General features: G+C 69.2%; 15 protein-coding genes. All 15 read right to left on the bottom strand.

Translation table 11 applies throughout. The features are described from left to right. Window positions 1–204: 204 nt before the first annotated feature. On the bottom strand, window positions 205–948 hold the full coding sequence (locus AXZ95_RS03035) for an HAD-IIB family hydrolase (protein WP_018189525.1): 744 nt from the start codon (window positions 946–948) through the stop codon (window positions 205–207). Then, window positions 948–2,009: a LacI family DNA-binding transcriptional regulator gene (locus AXZ95_RS03030; RefSeq protein ID WP_018189524.1), complete on the bottom strand. Its 1,062-nt coding sequence runs from the start codon at window positions 2,007–2,009 to the stop codon at window positions 948–950. Before AXZ95_RS03030 ends, AXZ95_RS03035 begins: the two co-directional genes overlap by 1 nt. A 16-nt stretch (window positions 2,010–2,025) precedes the next feature. After that, window positions 2,026–6,612 (bottom strand): polysaccharide lyase family 8 super-sandwich domain-containing protein, encoded by a 4,587-nt coding sequence (locus AXZ95_RS03025; RefSeq protein ID WP_018189523.1) that lies wholly within the window; start codon window positions 6,610–6,612, stop codon window positions 2,026–2,028. Window positions 6,613–6,643: 31 nt separating this feature from the next. Next, the gene (locus AXZ95_RS03020; protein ID WP_018189522.1) at window positions 6,644–7,738 is read right to left on the bottom strand and encodes a hypothetical protein; all 1,095 of its coding nucleotides are present in this window, start codon (window positions 7,736–7,738) and stop codon (window positions 6,644–6,646) included. Between the two features lie 39 nt (window positions 7,739–7,777). Continuing rightward, the gene (locus tag AXZ95_RS03015) at window positions 7,778–8,674 is read right to left on the bottom strand and encodes a carbohydrate ABC transporter permease (protein ID WP_018189521.1); all 897 of its coding nucleotides are present in this window, start codon (window positions 8,672–8,674) and stop codon (window positions 7,778–7,780) included. Further along, on the bottom strand, window positions 8,671–9,582 hold the full coding sequence (locus AXZ95_RS03010) for a sugar ABC transporter permease (protein WP_018189520.1): 912 nt from the start codon (window positions 9,580–9,582) through the stop codon (window positions 8,671–8,673). The genes AXZ95_RS03015 and AXZ95_RS03010 overlap by 4 nt, the downstream gene beginning before the upstream one ends. 60 nt (window positions 9,583–9,642) lie before the next feature. Continuing rightward, window positions 9,643–10,971, bottom strand: a complete 1,329-nt coding sequence (locus tag AXZ95_RS03005) for an extracellular solute-binding protein (protein WP_018189519.1) — start codon at window positions 10,969–10,971, stop codon at window positions 9,643–9,645. 160 nt (window positions 10,972–11,131) lie between these two features. Further along, window positions 11,132–12,157 carry a LacI family DNA-binding transcriptional regulator gene (locus AXZ95_RS03000; RefSeq protein ID WP_018189518.1) on the bottom strand — a complete coding sequence of 342 codons (1,026 nt, stop codon included), beginning with the start codon at window positions 12,155–12,157 and terminating at the stop codon, window positions 11,132–11,134. A gap of 80 nt (window positions 12,158–12,237) precedes the next feature. Beyond that, window positions 12,238–14,025 carry a DEAD/DEAH box helicase gene (locus AXZ95_RS02995; RefSeq protein WP_018189517.1) on the bottom strand — a complete coding sequence of 596 codons (1,788 nt, stop codon included), beginning with the start codon at window positions 14,023–14,025 and terminating at the stop codon, window positions 12,238–12,240. Then, entirely contained in the window at window positions 14,022–14,666 is a 645-nt protein-coding gene (locus AXZ95_RS02990) for a hypothetical protein (protein WP_018189516.1), read from the bottom strand. Before AXZ95_RS02990 ends, AXZ95_RS02995 begins: the two co-directional genes overlap by 4 nt. Beyond that, window positions 14,663–15,832, bottom strand: a complete 1,170-nt coding sequence (locus AXZ95_RS02985; protein ID WP_018189515.1) for a Gfo/Idh/MocA family oxidoreductase — start codon at window positions 15,830–15,832, stop codon at window positions 14,663–14,665. The genes AXZ95_RS02990 and AXZ95_RS02985 overlap by 4 nt, the downstream gene beginning before the upstream one ends. A gap of 81 nt (window positions 15,833–15,913) precedes the next feature. Continuing rightward, on the bottom strand, window positions 15,914–17,416 hold the full coding sequence (locus AXZ95_RS02980; protein WP_018189514.1) for a glycoside hydrolase family 36 protein: 1,503 nt from the start codon (window positions 17,414–17,416) through the stop codon (window positions 15,914–15,916). Between the two features lie 74 nt (window positions 17,417–17,490). After that, window positions 17,491–18,831: a sugar ABC transporter substrate-binding protein gene (locus AXZ95_RS02975; RefSeq protein WP_018189513.1), complete on the bottom strand. Its 1,341-nt coding sequence runs from the start codon at window positions 18,829–18,831 to the stop codon at window positions 17,491–17,493. 58 nt (window positions 18,832–18,889) lie between these two features. Further along, window positions 18,890–19,846 carry a carbohydrate ABC transporter permease gene (locus AXZ95_RS02970; RefSeq protein ID WP_133638775.1) on the bottom strand — a complete coding sequence of 319 codons (957 nt, stop codon included), beginning with the start codon at window positions 19,844–19,846 and terminating at the stop codon, window positions 18,890–18,892. A 9-nt stretch (window positions 19,847–19,855) separates the two neighbouring features. Beyond that, the gene (locus AXZ95_RS02965) at window positions 19,856–20,782 is read right to left on the bottom strand and encodes a sugar ABC transporter permease (RefSeq protein WP_018189511.1); all 927 of its coding nucleotides are present in this window, start codon (window positions 20,780–20,782) and stop codon (window positions 19,856–19,858) included. Between the last annotated feature and the right edge of the window lie 211 nt (window positions 20,783–20,993).

The raw sequence follows: 20,993 nt of genomic DNA, 5'->3' as shown, positions 1-20,993 counted from the left end.
GAGCCGGTACCAGCGTCATGAAGATTGCTTACGAGACAGGTGCGCGGTCGAGATGGAGCTCATCGGCTACGCGCGTACCGACTCCCAGCGGCATGTGGTCCGCCACAGCGCTCCAGAAGCGCGCCCGTTCGGCGGGATTCTCGGAGAGGTTAGGTCACGCTCGCGATTCGGGCGCGACGAGGCTAGCGACCGCGCCCCGCCACATCACGCCGCGGCGATCACCTCCTCGATGAGGGACGCGGTCTCCGTCCAGTCCCTGACGGCACGCGTCGGGATGCCGAGCGCGAGCACCGGATAGTCGTTGCCGTCCGGGTCGAGACGGTCCCCGACGAAGAGCATGTCCGAGAACGGGATGTGCGTGATCGCCGCGAGCCTCCTCATCCCGTAGGCCTTGTCCACGCCACGCCGCGTGATGTCGATGCTGGTCGAACCGCCCGCGCGCACCTCCAGCCCGGGAAGCCGGGACTGCACCGCCGTGCGCAGGTTGCTGCGCCGCGTTCCGGCCGGATCCCAGGCGGACTTCTCGGCGACGGGGGCGAACTGGCCCAGCGCGGAGAACGTGATCTGCGAGCCGCGGTCCTCCATGACCGGCCCCCACGTGCCCGCCTCCCACAATCCCAGGCGGGACGCCTCCTCCTCGACGACGGCGAGCGCCTCCTCCCGCTCGGCGTCGCTCAGGTTCTCGGCGTACCTGAGGCGCCAGTGGGCTCCGTCCCAGTTCAGGTAGCGCGTCCCGCAGGTCGGCATGAGGTGGAGGCGTTCCAGCGGCGCAGACGCGGGCAGACGGGAGAGCAGCTGGTCCCGGAACTGCTCGAACCGGCCTCCCGAGATCACGCACACCTCCTTCACCTCGAGGAGGAGTCCGAGCAGCGCGGCCATCCGCGGGTGGACGGGCGACTTCGACGGAGCGAGGGTGTCGTCGAGATCGAAGGCGACGAGACGGGGCATCAGCGGGACCTTTCGTGGTCGAGTGGATGGGGTCGCGGGCCGGTACTGCCCCGCGCGACGAGTTCAAGGGGAGGAAGCACGAGTTCGTGGGGTTCTCCACCGCCGATGCGGTCGGCCAGGAGGCGTCCGCATGCCCGGCCCCAGGCGTCGGCGTCATTGCACACGGCGGAGAGGGAGGGTGTGGTCGCGAGGGCGATCGGGCCGTCCTCGAGACCGATGACCGACAGCTCCTCCGGGACGGCCATGCCCCGACGCTGTGCGGCCTGCATCCCGGTGGCCGCGAGGACGTCGCACTCATAGAGGATCGCGGTCGGCGGGACGGTTCCATCGAGGAGACCTACACTGGCGGCCGCGACGGAGGGCGGAGATGAGTCGGCACAGACCACGCGGGCGTCCACGTCGAGGAGGCGCGACTCCTCGACGAACACGGCGATCCGCCGGACCGACCGGGCAAGCGCTCCGTCGGCGACCAGCGCGATCCGCCGGTGGCCCAGCGCGTGCAGGTGACGGATCGCCAGCCGCATCCCCTCCGCGTCGGCCCCGGACGCCCCCGCATCGTCGGCGACCACGAACGGCAGACCGAGAGCCGTCAGAACGTTCGGACGCTCGTCGCCGATCCGCATGCCGAGGAGAAGGACGACGTCGACCTGGGACTCGCGGACGAATCCGGCGTAGACCTCCTGCTCTTCCACGCCCGTCGTGACGACGCGGACGACGAGGACGGCGCCCGTCGCGGCGAGCGCATCCCCGAGCCCGTGGAGGAACCCGCCCAGATCGGAGTCCGCTCCCGAACCGTCACTGCGGATCACCACGCCCGCACTCCGCGGCCGGCGCGCCGAGAGCGCCCGGGCGCGGGAGTTCGGCCGCCAGCCGAGCTCCCGCGCCGCCCGCACGATGCGGTCGGTCGTCACCTGGCTGAGGCCGCGACGACCGTTGAAGACGAACGAGACGGCGCTCTTGGAGACACCCGCTCGCGCGGCGACGTCCGCGATGGTGATGCGCCGCTCCCCCGGCTGCTGGGCGGCGCCGGAGGCGGGATCCGGACCCGAACCGGCTCCCACCTCGGCGCCCCGTCCGCTACCGCGCCACGGCCCACGGGCCGTTGACGTCACCCGGAGCCTGGTTGCGGGTCCACCACTTCGCGACGTAGACGACGCCCTTGTAGCTGGCCCGGTCGCCCGCGGTGAAGATGCGCGACGGCGTCCACAACGCGGTGCCGTCCGGTGCGGCGGCCATCTCCTGCCACGGTCCCGTCACCGACCCCGGGACATCGCCACGGCTGTACCAGCCGGCCAGGAAGGTCTTGCCCTGGTACACGACGGTGTCACCCGCAGCGAAGACGCGGGACGGCGTCCACACGGCGGCACCGCTCTCCGTCATCGCCAGCTCCTGCCAGGCTCCGGTGTTGCTGAGCCCGGGCTGCTCGCCCTTCGTGGACCACCCCGCCTTGTAGACGGAACCCTTGTAGCTGACGATGTCGCCCGTCTTGTAGGACGTCGTCTTGCTCCAGGCGGCAGGCAGCACCACGGTGACGGTCAGCGTCGTGCTGGCACCGGCGACCGTGTCGCTGCCGCTGTAGGTCGCGGTCAGCACGTGGTCGCCCGCTGCGAGACCAGGCGGCAGGGTGAACGTGGCGACACCGCCCGTCAGGGATGCGACCCCGCGGTCCTTGTCCCCCTCGGTGAGAGCGACCTTCCCGGAGACCGGGAGCGGTGAGGTGACCGTGACGGTGACCGTCGCCGCAGTCCCCCACTTCGTGCTGACAGCGGGTGCGCTGACGACGGCGGTGGCGCGCAGACCGTCGAGAGCCGCCTTCAGCGCAGCGGTGCTCGCGTCGATCGCGGGCTGTGTGGCATCGGCCGCCGTGAGCGTCGCCTTCGCGGCCTCCAACGCGGGCAGCACGGGCGACCAGGTGGCCGGCGTGTACACCGTGCTGTCGAGACCGTTGGCCCGATCCACCTGTGCCTGCAGAGCGCTCTTGTCGACCGCCACCGTGACCGGGCAGCGGACGAACTCGTCCCCTGCACTGTGCACGAGCACGACGGACGTGGTGCCGGGCGCCCCGGTCTTCAGGCCGACGGAGACCGTCCCATCGGCGGCTGCCTGGGGTGCGGACGCCACCGCAGCGACGGACGGGTCGAGCGAGTACGCCGTGAAGGAGTCGCCGCCGACGAGCGGGGTGACGGTCGCGGCGAGGGTGGCGATGCTGTCCCTGTCCGCGTTCACCGGCGCCGGGCACGCCAGGCTGTATCCGCCGTACACCTCGAACTCCCAGATGTTGAGTCCGTACTTGGTCGCCGGCGACCCGATGACGCGGACGTACCGCACCTCTGCCGTCGGGAACGAGGTGGTATCGCGGCGGTGGTCGGCGGTGCCCGTGTTCTGCACGCGGGCCAGCGGCGTCCAGTCGCTGCCGTTCACCGATCCCTCGAGCTGGTAGTCGGTGGAGTTGCCGCTCTCCCACTCGACCACCGCCTGAGACACCGGACGGACCGTGCCCAGGTCGACCTGCAGCCAGTTGCGGTTGGTGTACGGCGCCGTGCCGGAGGGTCGGGCGGAAGACCATTTGGTGGTCTTCGAGCCGTCCGTCGCCGCCGGAGCCTGCACGTTCGCGAGGTTGTTGTACACGCTGTCCGCCGTGGTGGGCTTCCCGAGAGCGAGGTTCACCCGCCCGGCCGAGGCGGGCGCAGTGGTGATGGCGCTGTCGCCGAACACCTCGAACTCCCACACCGAGACGCCGTAGGTGGTGAGCGCCCGCTTCACGGTCTGCATCCGGACGTACCGTCCTGTGGCGTTGAGCGCGACGAGGTCGGTGCCGCCATCGCTTCCGGCGGCGGGCGTCGTGTAGGCGTCGCGCCAGGTGCTGCCATCATCCGAGACCTGGATCTTGTACTGGCTGGCGTAGGACGCCTCCCAGTACAGCCTCGCGGCGCCGATCTTCCGGATGCTGCCGAGGTCGACCTGGAGCCACGAGGTATCCGGTGATCCGGTCCGGTCGGCGATCCAGCGGGTGGTCGCGTTCCCGTCGGTCGCGCTCGCCGGACTCGTCCCATCGGAGGCGGTGGTCGGCGCGCCGAGCGCGAGGTTCGCGCGGGCGAACGCCGCGAACTCGGTCACCGTGTAGGAGCCGCCTCCCGGTCCGTCCACGGGCAGGATGCGGACGAAGTTCGCCGCGACCGCCGGGAAGTCGACGTGCTGGTGTCCTCCCGTGCCGTTCTGGACCAGCGACTGATCGGTCCAGGTCGTCCCGTCCAGAGAGGTCTGGATGAGGAAGCGCGTGGCGTAGTCGGCGCCCCAGTCGATGTCCGCACCCATGGCGTAGGTGCCGGCGGCGAGCCGCTGGCTCAGCCACGGGGCCGCACCGGACGACTGCCACGCGGTCGTCTGGTCGGCATCACCCGCACGCGCGGGGCCGTGGCCCGCGACCGAACCGCTCGCCGTGTAGGGCGAGCCGTCCGAGTCGTCCGCCACCAGCGGCTCCGTGACGGTCTTCCCGAGGTTCGCACCGGTGCCGAGCACGAAGGTGCCGCGCGACGCCGACGCGCCCCCGCTCAGCGCCACATCCACGAGCAGGCCGGGCTGGCTGGGGTTCGACAGGCTCACGACCGGGGTGCCGGAGGACTCGTCGAGCATCACGATGCTCGGCTGGCTCACCGAGAGCGTGCGGCCGTCGCCGAGGTCGAGCGAGCCGGCGCGGTAGAACGTCGCCATCGTCCGCTTGAGCCCGGGATGCTGCACCGCCTGCACCGAGGTGTCGTTGCGGAGGATCTTGACGGCGGGGTTCGCGGCGTAGGCCTGGGTCTGCGCTGCCGACTTCGCCGGCAGCACGATGTACTGGTATCCGGCGGCGCTCGGCTTCGTCCCGTGATCGAAGTACAGCGTGAACGCGTCGTGGCTCTCCGGCTGGTCGCCGTAGTAGCTGCCCGTCTGCGTCTTGTCGGACACGGTCACCGCCTGGTCGGACGGGAACACGTACCCGACCTTGTCGTTGTAGGCCCACGACGGATCGGAGACGACCTTCCCGTCGGTGCCGGGCGCGACCTTCTGACCGTCGACCGAGGCGTTGTCCTTCGCGGCGACCTGGTTGACCGTGGTGTGGATGGGCGCGGTCGAGGACGACTGGATGCCCGCGCCGAGCGCCACCATCTCGTCGTCGAAGTAGTAGTAGCTCTTCTGCGCCTGCGTGCCCGCGCGGTCGAGGCTCTCCACGCTCGCACCGTAGGTGCCGTCCGAGACGCCGCCGGTGAACGCGCCGCCGTTGGCGGAGCGGCCGTCCTTGCCGAGCGTGGTCTCCTTCACGTAGGGCACGGTCGTGCCGGGGTAGTGATACCAGTCGAACGCCGGTCCAAGGTCGGTGTACTCCTTGTTCGTCACCTGGATCGCCGTCGTGCCCGTGCGGTTCCAGACGACCTCGTTGCCGACGTCCTTGCGGAGGGTGGAGCGGTACTCGCTTCCCACCGTCCGGCTCGAGTTCAGACCGGTCACGATGCCGTAGTCCGCCCGCTGGTGCGAGGAGAACTCGGAGCGCCAGAAGTACTTGTCGCCGGTGACGCCGTTGCCGGCCGTCTTCCCGCGGATGTTGTCGGCCATCTGCCGGTAGGCCGTCGCGTACAGCGGGTCGGTGCGCGCCATCCGGTCCAGCGGATCCAGGAAGACGGCGCCGTAGCTGGTGACCCCGTCGACCGTGGTCGCCGGCCGGTAGAGGAGGTACAGCATCTCGATCTCGCCGCGGATCAGCCAGCGGGTGCCGTCGACGATGTAGAACGCGATCGTGTCCAGCTGGTCGCGCGTGAAGGCCAGGCTCGTGCCGCGGGCGGAGTCCGCCCACATCGCCACCATGGTGAACAGGGCCATCCCGTAGCCCTCGCTGTAGAGCTGCGCGCCGTGCGCCCAGAACGTCGAGTCCGGCTGCACCGCCTCCTGCACCGTGCCGGAGTCGTCGACGGCCACCGTCTGCACCATCGTGGCGAATCCCGCCGTGATCGCGGCGGCGTCGCGGGTGGCGAGCGCCTTGTACAGGTAGTCGGAGGTGCGCCAGGCGCCGTTCGCGCCGGCCGGGTCCAGCTTGCCCTGGTTGTGCTTGATCGCCAGAGCTGCGGCATCGGCGCTGAGTTCGTCGCCGACGAAGATCGAGATGCGGCCCATCGCGATCGACTCGCCGATCTCGGTCTCCCACCAGTTCGTGTTCCCCGGGTTCACCTGATCCCAGTACGCGAGTGCGCGCTCCTCCGCGGCGATCAGCGCGGGGTCGTGGTAGCCCTTCGCCGACGTCTCGCGGTAGGCCTGGGCGATGGCGACCATCCGGTAGAGCGCCTTGTAGGCATCCCACGTCTTGCCGTTCGCCGAGCTCGTCGTGTCCTGGTAGTTGACGTCCGACCACGAGCCGTCCGCGTTCTGCGAAGCGACGTAATCGAGCGCATTGCTGGTCTGCGCCAGGTAGATGCCGTTGGCGATCTGCACCTCATCCCCCTGGCTCAGGTAGTAGTCCTGCAGCCGGGTGACGATCGTGGAGACGTCCGTCTGCAGGTCCGCCGCCTGGGCGGGTGCTGCGAGACCGGCCGCGCTCAGGAGGGCCGCGACGAGGAAGGCCACGAACGCCGAGAGGCGCGAGCGGCGGAGGAGCGTTGGACGTGGAGCGTTCGGGTCTTCGGGATGACGCGTCATTGCGTTGGACTCCTTGTTCGCTGGAGGTGGGTCAGGGGATGCGGACGAGCCGGGCGACGCAGATCCGCGTGTCGGCTGCGCCGTAGAAGACGACATGCTCTCCGTCGATCTTCTCGATCGCCGTGGGGAAGAGCACGTTCGCCACGGTTCCCGCGGTCTCGTCCGCGGTCTCCGGGGCCATCAGGGGCTCGCTCGTGCGGGCGAGCACGCGCGAGGGGTCGTCGGCGTCGAGGAGCATGGCGCCGACCACGTAGCGGACGGTGAACGCCTGGGGCACGAACGATCCGCCCGGCAGGCTGCCGGTGACGCCGTGGTGGAGCAGCAGCCAGCCCTCGGGCACCCGCAGCGGAGCGGGGCCGGCGCCGATCTTCAGGGCCTCCCACTCGTACTCGGGGCCTGCGACGAAGCGGTGGCCCCCGGGGCGGGTGAGCGCGGTGATGTCCTGCACGGCGTCGTCCACCGGCACGTAGGAGATCCAGATGCTCGCGCGGTCGTCCGTCACGCCCGCGGGAAGCGGCGGTCGCTCGTCCGGCCGGACGAACCCGAAGTCCCACATGGGCCGGTGCAGCATGGCGAAGCTCGGGCGACCCTCCGGGTCGGGAACGACCTCCGGGAAGAACACGACGTCCTTGTTCGGAAAGAGGTTGAGGTCGGTGTCGAGGGCGTCGTCGTAGGCGAACTGGATGGGGCCGAGCCGCGTCCACTCGCGGCCGTCGGTCGACACGGCGAGGGCGGGCTTCGGTCCGAGCGGCCCGAACGCGACGTAGCTCATCACGTGGACGCCGAGGTCGTTCAGCGGGGTGATGCGCGGGTCCTCCACGCCGCCGTGGGCCGTGCCGTGCTCCCATCCCCGCTGCGCCTGGAGGGCGATCTCGAGGTCCGCGACGCCGGTCGGCACACCGTCGGTCACGACGACACGCGCCCGCCCGATCCGCGACACGTTCTGCTCGGCGACCAGCCGCGGGAACAGGTGCACCGTGCCGTCCGGGTCCTGCACGGTCGCGGGGTTCAGCACACCCTCGACCTGGCGCGGGTCGGCCGGGTCGGGCTCCATGACGATGCCGATGCGCTCCAGCGCGTACGGGATGGCGACGGCGGCGGTGCGGGCGGGGATGGTGGTGGACAACAGGACCTCTCTAGCGGATGGGGTGATGCGTGGACGGGGTCAGCCCTTGACGGCGCCGACGACGCCGTTGACCAGGTAGCGCTGGATGAAGATGTAGCCGACGATGAGCGGGGCGGCGACGATGAAGGTCGCGGCCGCGAGCAGCGGCCACTGGTTGCCGTACGTCCCCTTGAAGGCGTAGAGCCCGACGGTCACCGGGAACTTGGTGGGGTCGGCGAGCAGGACGGTCGCGAGGATGATCTCGTTCCAGATCCACACGGCCTGCAGGATGAACACGGTCACCAGCGCCGGCCGGGCCAGTGGCAGGATGAACGTGAAGAGGTAGCGCCAGTAGCCGACGCCGTCCATCGCGGCCGCTTCGTCGAGTTCGCGCGGGATGGACTTCACGAACCCGCTCAGCAGCAGGGGCCCGACGCCGACACCCACACCGACCAGCAGGATGTACCCGAGCTGCGTGTCGTAGAGCCCGAGCCGCAGCAGCAGCTGGAACTGGGTGATCAGGGCGTTCGGCAGGAACAGCACCAGAACGAAGACGATGGACCAGTACTTCGCGCCGCGGATGTAACCGCGTGCGACGGGGAACGCCAGCACCAGGGTGAGGAGGGTGCCGATCGCCGACCCGGCCGCCGTGTAGAGGACGCTGTTCAGGATGTATGCGCCGAAGTCGCCCTTCTCCCACGCCGTCGCGAAGTTGCCCCACTGCGGGTTGGAGACGATCCCGACCGGGTTCGCGACGAACTCCGCCTGCGACTTCAGCGCGGTGTTGAGCAGGTAGAGCAGGGGGAAGAGGAACACGACCATGAGGATGAGCGCGCAGATGTACGCGCCGATCGGCCGGCGCCGGCGACGGCGCGACACCGTGGCGCGGTGTGGGCCGGATGCCTCCGGCAGCGACTCGGTCGTCGGGGTCGTCACCTGTTCGGTGGTCGTCGTCACAGTCTCGCCTCCCGTCGGCGGAGAATCAGCAGGGCGATGATCGAGACGATGGCCACCAGGAAGAACTGGACCATCGATACGGCCGCCGCATAGCCCTGCGACTGCGACAGCGTCGTCCCCGAGGCGCCGCCGAAGCCCTGCACGTAGACGAGCAGGGAGAGCACCTGGGTGGAGCGATTGTTCGGACCGCTGAGCACGTAGATGAGCTGGTAACTCTGGAGCGCGTTGACGATGCCCAGCAGGACGTTCGCGGTGATGGACGGTGCCAGCAGGGGGATGGTGATGCTGCGGAAGCGCTGCCAGCCGCTCGCCCCGTCGATCTCCGCCGCCTCGTTGAGCTCCTCCGGAACGGCCTGGAGGCCGGACAGGAAGATGATGACCGAGACGCCGAGCACCATCCACACCTGGACGAGGATCACCAGGGCAAGCGCCAGCTTCGGGTCTCCGAAGAACGCGGAGTGCCCGCCGAAGAGACCCAGCAGGGATGCGGCCGGTCCGCCGCTCACGTTGAAGATCAGCGACCAGACCAGCCCAGTGACCGTCACGCCCAGGATCGTGGGCATGAACACCACGGCCCGGTAGAAGTTACGGCCCCTCAGCCGACGGTTGAGGAGCACCGCGACGGCCAGAGCGACGACGATCTGCAGCACCGTGCTCACGACGGCGAAGATGATCGTGTTGCGCAGGGCGTTCGCGCTGTCCGCCCACTTGGCGGGCGAGAAGAAGTCGATGTAGTTCTGCAGGCCGACGAAGTTGATCGGGAGGCCGGGGAGGCCGCGCAGGTCGGTGAGCGAGGCGATCAGCACGCCGACCGCCGGAACGAAGCCGAAGATGCCCAGCAGCAGCATCCCGAGCCCGAAGGTGACGCGGACCGGCGTGCGGCGGGGGAAGGGGAACGATTCAGTCATGTGTCTCTCGACTCCCGGGAGGGTGGACGGCCCGTGGTCGGCCACCCTCCCGACAGAGGGTCAGCCGGCGGCCGACCACGCCTTCTGCGCGGCCTCGGCGGCCTGCTCGGGCGTTGCGGAGCCGAGCGGGCTCAGCGCCGGGTAGTTGAACGGGAAGACCGCGTCCTGGCCCGCCTTGTTGTTGGCGAACCAGACCTGGTCCCAGGCGGGCTCGTACGACTTGGTGTAGTCGCCGATCGACTGGAGGAACGCGCTGGTGGAGATTCCGGGCTGAGCCGACGAGAAGCCGGACTTCTGCAGGAACAGCTCGTAGTTCTTCTTGTCGGAGAAGAACTTCAGCCACGCGAGCGCCGCCGTCTTGTTCTTCGCCGAGGTCGGGACGGCCAGCTGGAGCTCCGTCTTGCCGTTGAGCAGGGCGTTGTCCGCCGCGTTGTCGGAACCCGGGAACGGGAAGTACCCGTAGTCGAACTTCTTGGCGACGGCCGCGTCGATCGTCGGCTGGTCCCAGGTGCCGTCGACGGTCATCGCGAAGTCACCTGCAGCGAAGCCCGACGGGATGGACGTGTAGTCGGCTCCCGCAGCTCCCTCCTGCGAGTTCTGCAGCACGTACTCGGTCTGCTTCAGCACCTTGACCTCGGTCGGGTCGGTGAGCTTGGCCTTGTTCGTCCAGAGGTCCTTGGCCAGCTGCTGCTTGTCGGCGAGCGTCGGATAGTTCGCCGTGACGGAGGCGAGCATCGGCAGCCCGGCGGGCCAGCTGTCCTTTCCGCCCATGCCGAACGGCGTGACGCCCTTGGCCTTGAGGGCGTCGACCACTGCGGTGAACTCGCTCCAGGTCGTCGGGATCGTGAGCCCGTTGTCGGCGAAGATCTTCTTGTTGTAGAAGACGCCCGTGTAGTAACTGACGCCGGTCGGGACCGCGTACTGCTTGCCGTCGATCGCCTGCGTGTCGAGCAGGGTCGGTGTGTACTGCTTGAGGAACGACTCGCCCGTGAGGTCGACCAGGCCGCCCGCCTTGGCGAGACGAGCGTCGTCGGTGGCCGCGTCCTTCGCGTACGACGGCGTCTCCATGAGGCCCTTCACGACGAAGAGGTCGAGGTTGCCCGCCGTGAGGCGCGACGACTTGGTCGCGGGATAGTTGTCGTTCGAGACGGTGGAGAAGACGACGTCCACCTTCGGGTACTGCTTCTCGAAGGCCTCGTTGATCGCCCGGAAGCCGGCGTCCGTGGCGTCGCTGCTCGATACGAGAAGCTGCAGCTTCCCGCTCGGCTCTCCATCTGTCGATCCGCCGCCGCTTGAACAGGCGGCGAGTGCGCCGATCGTGGCTGCGGCGACCGCGCCGGCGATCAGCCGCCGGCCCAGGGTCGCGCCGCGCAACCTCTTCGTTGCCATGTGTTGTCTCCTCGTCGAGTTTCGGGATGTGTGCAGGTGTATCGGGTACAAAAACGTTTCGGTTCTGCAAGCGCAGGTTACCGAAACGTTTCGGTGACGACATGGTGGCACGCCCCGGCATGCAAATGCAAGCCCGACCGAGCACACCGCCCGATCGCGATCAGCGCTGCGCGCGCGCCGGCCCCGTCGAATCGCGGACGATCATCTCGGCATCGGGGATCCGGACGTCGTCGACGACGCCCTCCTCGATCAGGTCGACGAGCATCCTGCCCGACTCCCTCCCCAGCGTCCGCGGCGAGGTGTGCACCGTGGTGAGGGACGGCCGAACGTAGGTGCCGAGCCGGATGTCGTCGAAGCCGGCGACCGACAGCTGGCCCGGCACATCCACGCCGAGGTGCTGCGCCTGGGCGATGAGGCCGATGGCCGACAGGTCGTTCGCGCACATCACCGCGGTCGGCGGGTCGGCCGAGTCGAGCAGGATGGATGCGGCAGCCGCGCCGCCGAGGTAGGTGAACTCGCCGGGGACCACCGGTCCGGGCTCCAGCCCCAGCTCGCGCAGCCCCGCACGCCAGGAGTTCTCGCGCTCCACCGAGTGCGTCATGTTCGGGCGGCCGCTGACGTAGGCGATGCGCCGGTGCCCGAGGTCGACCAGGTGCCGGAGGGTGGCCCGGATCCCGGCGTCAGGGTCCTCGCGCACCGCGGGGATCGGGAAGCCGCTGCCCGGGTTGATGGCGACGGCGGGCAGCCCGAGCCGCTGGACCAACGCGATGCGCGGGTCGTCGACCTCCAGGTCGTTGATGAACACGCCGTCGACGCGACGGTCGGCCGCGAGCTTCTCGTACCGCTGGAGCACCTTGTCGGACTCGGCGCTGATCTGGAGGACGAGCGCATACCCGCGGGGATCGATCGCATCCTCGATGCCGCCGATGAACCCGCCGAAGAACGGGTCGAGCTCGAGCACATCCGGATCCCGGTGCAGGACAAGACCGACCGTGAACGCGCGCCGCCCGGACAGGCTCTTGGCCCGGAGCGAGGGGACGAAGCCGAGTTCCGACGCGATCCGGATGATGCGCTCGCGCGTGACGTCCGAGACCCCGGGCCGCCCGTTGAGCGCGCTCGAGACGGAGCTGATCGCGACGCCGGCCTTGTTCGCGACGTCGACGATCGTCACCCGCTCATCGCCCACCGACCCGCCTCGCCTTCCGCCCTGCATCGAGCGACGGACATCCTATGCCGAAGAGGGCGGCGGGCGCTCCTCAGCCGCCCTCAGCCGCGCCGCGGCTTGCGCGGCGGCCGGTCGTCGTCCTGCCACGAGCCGGACCGACTGCCGCCTCGCCCGCGATCGGGACGGAGCTGGATGAGCTTGCCGCCGATCCGCGTGCCCGAGAGCCGCGACAGGGTGTCGCCCGGGAGGTCGGCCGGCAGCTCGACGATGGAGAAGTCGGGCATGATCCGGATGTGTCCGAAGTCCTCGCGGCTCAGGCCGCCCTCGTTGGCGAGCGCGCCGACGATCTGGCGAGGCTCCACCTTCTGGCGCTTGCCCACCTCGAGGCGGTACGGCGCCATGGGGGTGTCGTTCCGCTCGCGGCGCCCCGGACGGTCGAGCCGGTCGCCCCGAGCGCCGCGGCCGCCTGCACGATCGCCGCCCGCCCGGTCGCCGCGCGTCTCGCGCTCCACCGGCTGCGACAGCTCGTCCCGTTCGCTGAGCAGGAGCGGCTCGTCGCCCTGAGCGACGACGGCGAGCGCCGCCGCCACATCCGTCTCCGGCACATCGTGGTGCTCGACGTAGTGGGCGATGATCTCGCGGAAGCGCGAGATCCGGTCCTCCTGGGCGAGCGCCTGGGTGATGGCGTCGTCGAAGCGGGCGAGACGGGTGACGTTCACGTCGTCGACGCTGGGCAGTTGCATCTGTGTCAGCGGCTGGCGCGTGGCCTTCTCGATCGCGGTCAGGAGCCGGCGTTCGCGGGGCGTCACGAAGCTGATCGCCGCGCCGCTCCTGCCTGCGCGTCCGGTGCGGCCGATGCGGTGCACGTACGACTCGGTGTCGACCGGGATGTCGAAGTTGACGACATGGCTGATGCGCTCGACGTCGAGGCCGCGCGCCGCGACGTCGGTGGCGACCAGGATGTCCAGCTTGCCGGACTTGAGCTGGTCGACCGTGCGCTCCCGCTGGGCCTGCGCGACGTCGCCGTTGATGGCCGCGGCCGAGTAGCCGCGTGCGCGCAGCCGCTCCGCGAGCGTCTCCGTCTCGTTCTTGGTGCGGACGAAGATGATCATCCCCTCGAAGTTCTCCACCTCGAGGATGCGCGTGAGCGCGTCGACCTTCTGCGAGTACGACACGACGAGGTAGCGCTGGGTCGTGTTCGCCGACGTCGTCGTCTTCGACTTGACGGTGATCTCTTCGGGGTCGTGCAGGTACTTCTTGGAGATGCGCCGGATCTGCGCAGGCATCGTCGCCGAGAAGAGGGCGACCTGCTTGTCGTCCGGCGTGTCCGCGAGGATGGTCTCGACATCCTCCGCGAAGCCCATCTTCAGCATCTCGTCGGCCTCGTCGAGCACCAGGTACTTCAGCTGCGAAAGGTCCAGCGTTCCCTTCTCCAGGTGGTCCATGATGCGTCCGGGTGTTCCGACGACGATGTGGACGCCGCGGCGCAGCGCGGACAGCTGCACCCCGTATCCCTGCCCGCCGTAGACCGGCAGCAGGTGCACGCCCTTGAGGTGGGTCGCGTAGCTCTCGAACGCCTCCGCCACCTGCAGCGCGAGCTCACGCGTCGGGGCGAGCACGAGCGCCTGCGGACTCTTCTGCGACAGGTCGAGGCGCGACAGGATCGGCAGCGCGAAGGCCGCCGTCTTGCCGGTTCCCGTCTGAGCGAGACCGACGACGTCGCGACCCTGCAGCAGCGGCGGGATGGTGGCGGCCTGGATGGCGGACGGCGTCTCGTAGCCGACATCCTTCAGAGCCTTAAGGACGGCCCCATCCAGCCCTAACGACGAGAAGGTCGGAGCATCGTCGGCGGTTTCGGAGCCGCTGTGTGCGGAATCTGGCGTGGTCACTGTCCCACGGTAGTCCCCGGGGGCGGATTCTCGGCGTGGCGAAGCACGCCGAGCGGCTCCGACCACACGCCGTCGCCCGCGAGCGCAGCGTAGGCGATCCGCTCGACGGCGGTCGCGCCCTCCGCGAGAGGGAGCGACAGCACCTCCTCCGGAGTCGACCGGAAGACGAACTTCGCCAGCGAGCGCGCACCCTCCGTCGTGCGCGGCGCGGGCGTCACGTCGAAGCGCGCGGCGAAGCGGCGGACGTTGGAGGTCGGCGGCAGCTGCCGCAGCGCCGGGTCGAGCATCCAGCTCTCGCAGACGAACGGCGCGCCGTCGCCGAAGTACCGCGCGGCCCACGCCAGCGAGGCATCCACCTGCGCGGGATCGAGACGACCGCTCTCCGGGATGTGGATGTGCCGGCCATGCGGGCCGGGTTCGCGCTCGAACTGCAGGCGGCCGAGCGCGAGCACCCTCCCGGACAGCACCTGCTGCAGCCAGTCGTCGTCGACGAGGTCGCCGTACAGCGCGACCTTGCGTGGGATGTCGGCCAGCGACGCCTCCGCCACCTCGGCCGGGATGCCTTCCGCCACGAGGGCGGCGACGGCTTCGCCCGGGCGCTCCTCCAGCAGCGCGAGGATGTCCTCCCGATCCAGGGTCACGCCGGCTGTCCCGCATCGAAGTAGGCGACGAGTTCGGGGTCCAGAGGCGGAACCGGCAGCAGACCGCCGTCGCCGCGGATCGAGGCGGTCGCCTGCAGGCCGGCGGCGACCGCCTGGCGCGCGGCGACCGGTGACGTCAGGGTCGGACCGCCGTCGCGCGCGAACGCGACGAACTCCGCGATCATCAGGGCGTCCGCACCGCCGTGTCCACCCGCGGCGTCGGGGACAAGGTACGTCTCGTCGGCCGGAGCCGCGGTGCCGTGCCGCCGGTTCCAGAGCCGCACCTCGGATCCCGGGGTGTCGCCCAGGTTCTCCAGCCGGCCCTCCGTCCCGATCACGGTGTAGTTGCGCCAGTAGTCCGGGGTGAAGTGGCACTGCTGATAGGAGCCGAGGACTCCGTTGTCGAGCACCAGGTTCACCTGCGAGATGTCCTCGACGTCGACGACCGGATTGAGGCCGGTAGCGGCGGTCGGGGGCCAGTTGTCGAGGCTGAACCACTCCTCCACCCGCTCCGCGCTGCGGTCGCGCCGATCGTCGATCGCGCTGTACACGGCGAGCGCGCCGACCCCGCTCACACGCGCCGAGTATCCGCCCGCCAGCCAGTGGATGACGTCGAGATCGTGCGCTCCCTTCTGGAGCAGCAGCCCGACGGACCGCGACCGGTCGGCGTGCCAGTCCTTGAAGTAGTAGTCGCCGCCGTTGCCCACGAAATGCCGGCACCAGACCGCCTTGACCTCCCCGATCCGGCCGCTGGAGATGAGCCCGCGCATCAGGGTGATCACCGGCATGTGCCGCATGTTGTGCCCCACGTAGAGCCGCGAGCCGGTGCGGCGTGCGGCGTCGAGGATGCGATCGCAGTCGTCGAGCGAGATCGCGAGCGGCTTCTCGCAGAACACGGCGGCGCCCGCCGCGAGTGCCGGGATGGCGACGGCCGCGTGCAGGTGGTCGGGGGTCAGCACCATCACCGCGTCGACGCCGGCGTCCAGGAGCTCGTCCAGGCTCGCCGTCACGGCGGCGTCCGGGAACGCCGTGGACGCCTCCTCCCGCGCCCGCTCGGCGGGGTCGCACACCGCGACCACACGGGAGCCGGCGCCCGGACGGTGGGCCTCACGGGCGAGTGACCCGCGATTGCCGAAGCCGACGACGCCGATCCTCAGGTCTGCCATGGGTCCATCTTTCTCCAGAACGCTCTCTCCTGGTGCGGCAGTGGAGGCACGGCGGAAGTGAGGGGCGCCGTGCCTCCACGTCTAGACGACGAGCGAGGCCGCGTCCGTCACGGCCTCGCCTGTCACGATCGGGGTCAGGTCGACATCGCGCCCGTCGATGCGGAACGTGTACCGTCCCGTCTGCTCGATGACGGACGTCTCGAGCATGTACCGGCGCAGCTGCTCGCGCTCGCTGTCGTTCAGCCAGGCGATCGGGTCGGAGGTCGACCGGAACTCGAGGATCGCGGCCGTGTCCCGCAGCGCCTGCCGTTCGGCGTCGTCGAGCAGGCTGCGGGTGCTGCGGAAGTACACGGCGTCGGGATCCACCTCGTAGAGCCGCTTCATCCACGTGCGGTTGATGGACGACACGATCGAATTGCGGGCGCCCACTCCGGAGGGATCGCCGACCCGCTCCGCGTTGTCCCAGAATGCGCCGACGTCCGGCCCCACCCGGGCGCCGTCGAAGACGCCCACGCTCGGGATCATCGGGACGCCGCATCCCAGCAGGTACACGGAGTCCCCGACCACCGAGCGGATGTGCTGCACCGCCTCGCGGTAGACGGCCTCGCGGTGAAGCGGGATGCTGCGCTCGCCCGCCACCGCCCCGGCGTACATGAAGTCGAGCTTGAGGTAGCGGTAGCCCCAGCCGACGACCGTCTCGAAGACCTCGCGCAGGTGATCCTTGACCTCGTCCTGGGTCGTGTCGAGCGAGTAGTAGTGCGAGCCCCAGTTGTAGCCGGTGACCAGCGGACGCCCGTCCTCCCCCTGCACCAGCAGGTCGGGACGGCTGCACGCGAGCTCCGATCCGGGCAGGGCGATCAGCGGGGCCAGCCAGAGACCGGGAGTGAACCCCGCGTCGGCGATCGTGCGGGCGGTCGCGGCCATCCCGGACGGGAACTTCGGGCCGGCGGTCCAGTCGCCGACGATCGGCTCCCACCCGTCGTCGAGCTGGAAGACGTCGAAAGGGTAGCCCTCGAGGTCTGCGACGGTCCGGGCGACGAGCTCTTCGTCGATCCCCTCGAAGAACGAGTACCAGCTGCTCCACACCGTTCCTGCCCGGCCGGTCCGCCGGCCGAGGCGCTGCGACACCAGGTCTGCGTAGTCGGCGAACACCTGCCGCTCGGGTCCGTAAGCGACGAACCAGTCGGCGGTGTCGTCCTCGGCGCGGCCCCAGAGCACGTTGCGGTCGGCCCCGACGCGCGGGGATCCGAGGCCGAGGGCGCCGAGCAGCAGGACGTCCCCGCCCCTGCCCGTGACGGCCCCGACCGCCGCACCCGAGTGGCTGTGCGGCGTCTCGTTGGCCGCGTCGTCCGCGGTCAGCAGGCGGTTCGGGCTGTCCTTGATGCCGATGGTCTCGCCGTCGGTCCGCGCCCACCCGGACGGGCTCCAGGAGTTCCAGCCGTGCCGGTAGAACTCGGTGTCGCCGAAAGGATGCAGGAGCGCGACGGGACCGGCCGGCACGACGAAGCCGCCCGGCACCGCCTCCGGTTGCCCCGAAACGTTGGCCGGGATGCGGAGGCCGGCGAAGTCGAAGGTGTACAGCATGCTCTGCTTTCTGGGGGAAGGGCCTGGGGCCGGTCGGAGGGGCGGGGCGGCCCGGTGGCCGCCCCGCTCATGTGCTACTTGAACAGCGCGTTGACCTGGTCGTTCGCCTTGCCCAGCGCGGACTTCGCGTCCTGCTGGCCGAGGGCGACGCTCTGGATCGCGTCCTGAACGATCTGGCTGATCTCGGTGCCGTGGTAGCTGATCGGGATGATGAACGTGCCGTCCTTCGCCTGCTGCTCGTCGAGGAAGACCTGGGCGTTCAGGCCGTCCTTCTCGCGCACCTCCGCCGACTTCTCCGAGGCCTCCTTGATGGCCGGGAAGACGACTCCGGTGGCCGCAACAGTGTTCTGGCAGTCCGCCGAGGCGAGGTACTTGACCCACTTCCAGGCCTCGTCCTTGTGCTTGCTCCCCGCGTAGATGGCGTCGGACAGGCCGTTGATCGCGGACTTCCTGCCCTCTGGGCCGATCGGGAGCGGCGCGAAACCGAACTGGTCGGTCTTGCCCTTGTACGACGAGAGGTTGAACGAGCCGAGGGTGGTCAGAGCCCCGCCGTTGTTGGCGAGCACCTCCGAGCGCGCCAGCGTCGACTGCACGTCGAGCTTCGGGGCATAGCCCTTGTCGGAGAGGTCGGCGAGCCACTGGACGGTCTCGGTGAGCTTGGAGTCGCCGTAGTGGAACTTCGTCCCGAAGGGGTTCTTGTTCGCGTAGGTCCAGCCGTTGGAGTAGGCGAAGTTGCCCCAGCCGTTCTGGCCCTGCGATCCGTCGGCCCACTCCGGCAGGAAGCCGTAGACCTTGACGTTGTTCTTGTCGAAGGCGGGGTCCAGTCCGTTGTGGCCGCTCTTGTCGACGGTCAGCTTGGCGATGGTCTGCTCGAAGGTGCCACCGTCCTGCGGGTTCCACGTCAGGTCCGCCAGCGACGCCTCGTCGATGCCCGCGGCCTTCAGGTCGGCCTTGTTGTAGACGAGGCCCATCGTGTCCCAGTCCTTCGGCAGCCCGTACCGGGCGTCCCCGACCTTCCAGAGGTCCGCCAGGCCGTCGACGTACTGACTGAGGTCGACCTTGTCCTTCTCGACCATCGGCTGGATGTCGACGATCTGCTTGTCCTGGACGAATTGCGGATAATACGACGCCTGGTCCACCCACACGTCCGGGGCGCTGCCCGCCGCGATCTGGGTCGAGAGATTCGTCCAGTACTGGCCCCAGGCCGACTGGCTGATCTTGATGGTGATGTTCGGGTTCTCCTTGGTGAACTGCTCGGCGCACTGCTGGTAGGCGGGCACCTGCGTGTCGTCCCACATCCAGTACTGCAGGGTCACCTTGTCGTTCGAGCCGGACCCGCTGGACGAACACGCGGTGACTCCGGTGAGCAGTGCGGCGGCGACGGCTATGGCGGCGACGCGACGGACCTTGGTCATTGGTTTCTCTCTCTGTGTGGGTGGTGCATCGGGATGGGGGTTCAGAAGGTGGGGCTGGTCATTTGATGCCGGTGAAGTTGAGCGACTCGACGATCCGCCGGCCGAGGAAGATGAGCAGGATGAGCACGGGGATGACGGACAGCGTCGAGCCGGCCATCAGCCCGGTCCAGTCGGGCTGGGTATTGGGCGACTGCTGCAGGTACACGCCGAGGGCGACGGTCATGGTGCGGACGCTCTCGTCACGCCCGATGAGGAGCGGCCAGAGGTAGTCCTTCCACGCCCAGACGACGGTGATGAGGCCGATCGTGATGAGCGGACCGCGGCTCATCGGGAGGGCGATGCGCCAGAACACGCGAGCCTTGCCCGCGCCGTCGAGCATCGCCGCCTCCTCCACATCCACGGGGATGTTGAGGAAGAACTGGCGCAGGAAGAAGAGCGCGAACGGGGTCATCAGCAGGCTCGGCGCGACCATCCCGAAGAGGTTGTTGAGGAGGCCCAGGTCACGGACGAGCACGAAGTTCGGCAGCAGCGTGAAGATGCCGGGGACCATGAGCGCGGCGATGAGGACGGCGAACAGGGCGTTGCGCCCGGGGAACCGGAGCCGCGCGAACGCGTACCCTCCCATCGCGCAGAACAGCGTCTGGAAGAACCCGATCAGTGCGCAGTAGATGATCGAGTTCCACAGGTAGAGGAGGAAGTTGATCGAGGCGCCGGACCCGCCCGCAGCCTGATCCTGGGCCGGGCTGAGGAAGCCGAGCACCCGGGCGAAGTTGATCAGGGTCGGGCTGCCGGGGAAGAACGAGCCGGAGTCCCGGATGACGTCGGCGGCGGGTGTGAGGGCCGTCTTCAGCATCCAGTAGAAGGGGAACAGGGTCAGGACGAGCGAGATGATGAGGACCGCCCAGCCGAGGGCGCGGCCGATGGAGAAGCGGCGGCGGACGGTGTCGCGCGCGGGACGGGCGGGCTGCTCCGCGCCGGGAGCGAGGACGGGTGTCACAGGTCGTGTCATGGTCATGGTGTGGTCCTAGGCGAGCTGGGATTCGGAGGCGCGGAGGAGGCGCAGCTGGACGGCCGTGAGAACGCCGAGGATGACCACCAGGACGATCGCCATGGTCGCGGCGTAGCCCATGTGGAAGAAGTTGAACGCCTGTTGGTAGATGTAGTAGTAGATGACCCGTGTCGCGTTGACCGGGCCTCCCTTCGTGGTGATGGCCACCGTGTCGAAGATCTGGAACGAGCCGATCAGCGAGACGACGAGCACCAGGGCCATCACCGGGCGGAGCAGCGGCAGCGTGATGCGGGTGAACAGGCGCCACTCCCCCGCTCCGTCGAGCGAGGCGCTCTCGTACAGATCGGCCGGGATCTGCAGCATCCCCGCGTAGAACAGCAGAGCGGTGTAGCCGGTGAAGGCCCAGGTGTTCACGATCGAGATCGTCGGGATGCCGAGGGCGGGGTTGGTGAAGAAGCCGACCGCGGGGAAGCCCATCGACGTGATGAGGTGGTTCACGAACCCGAGGTTGGTGTCGAGCAGCCACAGCCAGACCAACCCGACGGTGACGTTGGGTACCAGCCACGGCAGCAGCAGGGTGGTCCGCAGCATCACGGAACGCGTGAGGCGGTGCATGAGCGCCGCGAGGAGCAGCGCGAGGACGGTCTGCGTCGTCACGTTGACGATCACGTAGTAGAGCGTGACGCCCATCGAGTTCCAGAACTCCTTGTCCTGGAGCACGGCCGTGTAGTTCTCCAGGCCGACGAACGTCGGGTCGCCCAGCAGGCTGTAGTCCGTGAACGACCACCACACTCCACGGACCGTCGGGTACAGGTAGAAGACCGCGAATCCGATCAGGACCGGCGCGATGAAGAGCCAGGCGACTCTGCGGTCGTCCCGCCGGCGTCGTACCCTCGGCGCGCCGCCCGTCCGGTGCGCGGCTCTCGGGAGCAGGGCTGTCATGGCATCCTCTCGGCGCCGCGGGCGTGCTGCCGTCGTTGGCGCGATAGGGGTGGATCGGTTCGCGAGCGATTCGCTGGCCGTTGGTTCGCCCATCCGCGGTAAAGTCGGGTGGACGGGTTAATTATGCAAGTTGCCGTTATAAAGTGCAAGAGTGAGGATCATATGGCTCGAGAGGCCCTTATCCGCGGTGTCGAACCGGCCGTGGGCAGCC

The organism is Leifsonia sp. 115AMFTsu3.1, assembly GCF_004362795.1.
GTDB lineage: Bacteria > Actinomycetota > Actinomycetes > Actinomycetales > Microbacteriaceae > Leifsonia.
Note: the sequence above shows the minus strand (reverse complement) of the source record. Positions and strands in the feature narration are given on the sequence as shown.